At 68.5% G+C, this 3,907-nt stretch carries 3 protein-coding genes and 1 pseudogene; all 4 read right to left on the bottom strand.

Annotated features, from left to right (window positions below):
- Positions 1 to 10 precede the first annotated feature (10 nt).
- A complete protein-coding gene (locus AB0I68_RS38790; protein WP_363182154.1) occupies positions 11 to 1,171 on the bottom strand; it encodes a hypothetical protein in 1,161 nt (386 codons plus the stop codon).
- 10 nt (positions 1,172 to 1,181) lie between these two features.
- Positions 1,182 to 2,255, bottom strand: coding sequence for a gluconolaconase (locus AB0I68_RS38785; protein ID WP_363182152.1), 1,074 nt, complete (start codon positions 2,253 to 2,255; stop codon positions 1,182 to 1,184).
- A 612-nt stretch (positions 2,256 to 2,867) separates the two neighbouring features.
- Positions 2,868 to 3,458, bottom strand: coding sequence for a hypothetical protein (locus AB0I68_RS38780; RefSeq protein WP_363182151.1), 591 nt, complete (start codon positions 3,456 to 3,458; stop codon positions 2,868 to 2,870).
- A 177-nt stretch (positions 3,459 to 3,635) separates the two neighbouring features.
- Positions 3,636 to 3,907: pseudogene (locus tag AB0I68_RS38775) on the bottom strand (RNA polymerase subunit sigma-24); the annotation flags it as partial.

The raw sequence follows: 3,907 nt of genomic DNA, 5'->3' as shown, positions 1-3,907 counted from the left end.
AACAGAACCCCTACGGCGCGAGCTTGCCGACGCCGCCCAGGGCCTGGGCGGCCCGCCGGTCGATCTGCCACAGCTGGCCTTCACGGTTGCTGACGTAGATCCAGCCGCTCACGGTGTCCAGCGCGAGCCCCTCGCACGTCCCCAGGCCTGAGGCCACCACGCGCTGCGCGCCGTCGGCGAGGGTGATCTCGTAGAGGCGCCCGTTCACGTGGTCGATGGTGTACGCCCGGCCGGCGCCGTCGAGCGCCACGCGGATGGTGCTCGCCCCGGTAAGGGTGGCCGCGACGCGCTTGGTGCCGTCGGCCAGGCTGATCTCGTACAGCTTGCCGCCGTTGTCCTTCTGGCCGACGTACGCCTTGCCCTTCCCGTCCAGTGCCACTCCCGCGATGCCCTGCCCCAGGCCGGTGGCGATCGTGGTCTTCTGCCCGCCCGGCAGGTCGACCGCGATCAGCTGCCCGTCAGTCCAGCTGGCGACGTAGGCCTTGTTCGCCGCCACGTCCAGCGCGACACCGTACGCGCCCGGGACGTCGGCGATCTTGCGGGAGGTGCCGTCGGACAGGTTCACAGCGAGCAGGCGCCCACTGACCCAGTCCGTGGCGTAGGCCGTGTTCTGCCGGTCGACCTCCACGTCGCCGACGTCGCCGAGGGTGCTCGCGGCCACGCGCTGGGCGCCGGTGTCGTCCTTCACCGCGGACAGCTTCTGGCCGCCCCGGTCGGCGACGTACGCCGTGTTCCGCGACGGGTCGACCGCCAGGCCTTCGGACGTTCCCAGACCCGTCGCGAGCAGGGCGTAGCTGCGCTTGTTGGCAATGAGCTTCGACAGGTCCTCGAGCTTCGGCATGTCTTCGTCGCTGATGGTCACCTTCGGCGGTCCGAACGCCTTCGTGGTCGACGAGGCCATCTTGGACGTCGAGCCCGGGTCTTCGGAGACCTGACGCTGAGCGGCGGCCACGCCCTGGGTGCTCTGGAAGAGGGGACTGAGGAAACCCATGACGTCGAACGCCCCGTGCGCGGTCTGGCGCACGAGCCACGGGTCGCGCTCGCTTTCCAGCTTGCGCACGGCCTCCGAGACGTCCCCGGCTCCGGGGGTGTCCTTGTTGAGTTTCTGAGCGGACTGGTCGGCGGAACCGGCCTCGTTCCCGCCGTTGTCGAAGATGTTCTTGAAGGACATGGGCTTCTCCCTAGAGCGGCTGCTTCTGCGTCTGGTAATCGAGTACTTCCGGCTGGAACACCCGGTGTTCCCCGGCACGGACGGCGACGGTTTCGGCCGTCCCCTTCTGCATGAACCGCTTTCCTTCGTCGGCCAGGTCGAAGCGACTTGAGTCGAGGGCGGCTTCGCCGAGTTTCCACGCGATGACCTTGGAATACCCCGGCTCGGCACCCTGCTTGGCGGTTTCCTTGACCTCGACCGGCTCGGGGTAGTACAAAGCGACCCAGCCGCCGAAGGTGACGGGGAATTCGTAGTCGAACTGGCGGATCTGGCGACGGGTCGTGGCCATGACGTCCGCCCGGCTGCTGACTTCCAGACTCACCGATGACACGTGCTTCCATTCGGTGGTCAGCGAACCGCTGACGGAGCCGGTGATCCCGAGCGCCAGCTCACCCCACAGCTCCCCCGTGCCGGTGACCGAACTGGTGGCGGTGGTGTTGCTCGTCGCCTCCGTCTGGGACTCCGTATTGACGCCCTGGTTGTCCTTGCTGTTGAGCAAGGTGGTTTTCTGGTACTGCTTCATCTCCATGCTCTTCTGCAGTTGCTGCTGGAGCGATGCGATGGATTTCGCGCCGAAGGTGAGCTTCACCTCCCCTTGCAGCGACCAGCTGATCGTGTTCGAAATCGAGAACTCGACCGTGTCCGTCACGGTGATTTTGATCGGGTCGGTGCCGTTGATGTACGTCTGCTTGGAGATCATGTCGGGAGGGGGCTGCTGGATGTCGCTCCGCTCTTCGATGACCGGTACGCCGACGTTCATCCAGGCACGCCAGCCGCGCTCGCGCGCGGTCTGTTCGTCGTCGGGGAATCCGGGGTAGCGCACCATGTTCAGGGAGAACCCGATGGGATGTACCTGTTCGCCCCCGCCCTGACGGTTTCGCTTGAACACGCCCCTGCTCAGATTCCGCTCCAGGATGCCGGTGGCCCTGGCGGCGATGTCGAGTTCCTCTTGGTTCCGTGTGGTCAGCGGGTGCCGCATGAATACGTCATTGATGTAGGCCGTGCCTACGTCGTTCCTCGCGCTGCTGTTTCCCATGCTCTTCATCCCTCCCTGCGTCGCAGGTCGGTGACGGTACGCATCCAGCGCACGGGTGAGCAGCGAGCCGAACTCGCCACATGGCGATAACCGGACAGATGCCGCTGACCACGCACTTGATCACGATCGGGCGGAGCGTGCGCCGGGACCTGTCCGCCGTCCCGGGTGCACTTTTGCTTGATCCACTGAGGCCAAGATCCCGAAAGCGGCGCGGCGGCCGGCGGCCCGGCCGGGTGCTCGACGTGTCCGGATCCACATCCCCGGGGCTGCCTCGCCGTAGTCGGGTCACTGCTTCCGGCTCGATTTGGCCCCGGTCGAGCGTTCGAGTTCACAGCGCAGCGGCATCCCGGCGGCGGCGCGGCTGATAGATCCGGTGAGCACAAGTACTTCCCACGGCAGCACCGTGGCGCGTCGGCCGGTGGAGGCCACCGCGCCGGCACGACTGCGACCACGGGCCCGATGAAGCCCGCATTGACGAGACCCTCGCCCTCGACGGGCGGACCGACGGCCCGCTGTCCACCACCGCGGCGGGCCTCGGTGTCCTCCAGGGCCTACGACGACAGGCACAAGCACACCCACGCCCTGCTCTGCCTCGCCCGACGACGGGCCGCCTCCATTTGGTCAGTGGCCGCCGCTGGGGGTGTCACAACCGGAGTGGTCGGGGTAGCCGCCGAAGGGGTTCGCCCGCGTGGAGTCACGGTTCATGGTGCCCTCCACGCACAGTGGAGTGGCGTCGACCTCGATGAGGAAGCCGACCCCGGTGGGGCCGTTCTCGTACGATCGCACCTTCCCGGCGGGGTAGCCGAGGCCGGTGAGCGCGCTGCGGGTGTGTTCCGGGGCGAAGTCACCGCGCTTGCGCAGCGGTTCGAGCGCGGCCTCGATGCGCCCGACGGCCACGAGCCCGTCGCAGCGGCGCTGCCCGTGCAGCGGGAAGGGGACCCTGAAGCCGTGGTTCTCGGCATAGTGGTCGCCGGGGGCGGCCGAGCCCGAAGTGGCCGCCGTCGGCGGTGGTGTCGGCGTGGGGCTCTCGCCGGGGCACGGGAAGTCCACCGGTGTGCTCGGTGTCGATATCCCGGTCGGCGTGGGATGCGAACGCCGGTACGCGTCGGCGGTATCCCCTGGCTGCTGCGTTCCGCATCCCGCCGCCAGCACGGCCAGCATCGCCACCGGCAGCATCCCGTACCGGGTCCCCGTTGTTCTGGTCATCGTCATGCCCCTATCGTCTCCCGCACCGCGGCGGGCGTCATGAGTCCTCGTACTCACAGGGACCGCAACGGCACCGGTCAAACTCAGCTGCGGATAACCACACTTCGGTGTCCCAGGTAAGTCGCTGAGCTCCTGCGTTGGCAACGCGTCGTGCAACTGGTCTCCGCCTGCCTACTCAACCCGTCAGAGATGCCGGCGGGCGTTGAGCCGGGCGGCCTGGCGGGTCAGGTGGTCGCGCTCGGCGAGGTTGGGTGCCTTGTGGGCCGCCTCGGCGTACAGCCGTGCCGCCGTCGCCAGGTCGCCGTCGCGCTCGTGGAGGTACGCGGCCACCGCGGTGTGGCGGGGCAGTGAGGCGTCCAGCGCCGCGAGAGCCGCCAGCCCGGCGCGCGGTCCGTCGGCCTCGCCGACGGCGACCGCGCGGGTGAGCCGGACGACGGGGCGGTCGGTCAGGCGCG

It is taken from the genome of Streptomyces sp. NPDC050448, from assembly GCF_040655295.1.
Lineage (GTDB): Bacteria > Actinomycetota > Actinomycetes > Streptomycetales > Streptomycetaceae > Streptomyces.
This window is presented reverse-complemented; position numbering and strand designations above follow the sequence as displayed.

Bases quoted from the DNA above. Each gene is read 5' to 3' on its own strand.
- AB0I68_RS38780 (WP_363182151.1), bottom strand. From the start codon at position 3,458: ATGACGATGACCAGAACAACGGGGACCCGGTACGGGATGCTGCCGGTG.
- AB0I68_RS38785 (WP_363182152.1), bottom strand. From the start codon at position 2,255: ATGAAGAGCATGGGAAACAGCAGCGCGAGGAACGACGTAGGCACGGCC.
- AB0I68_RS38790 (WP_363182154.1), bottom strand. From the start codon at position 1,171: ATGTCCTTCAAGAACATCTTCGACAACGGCGGGAACGAGGCCGGTTCC.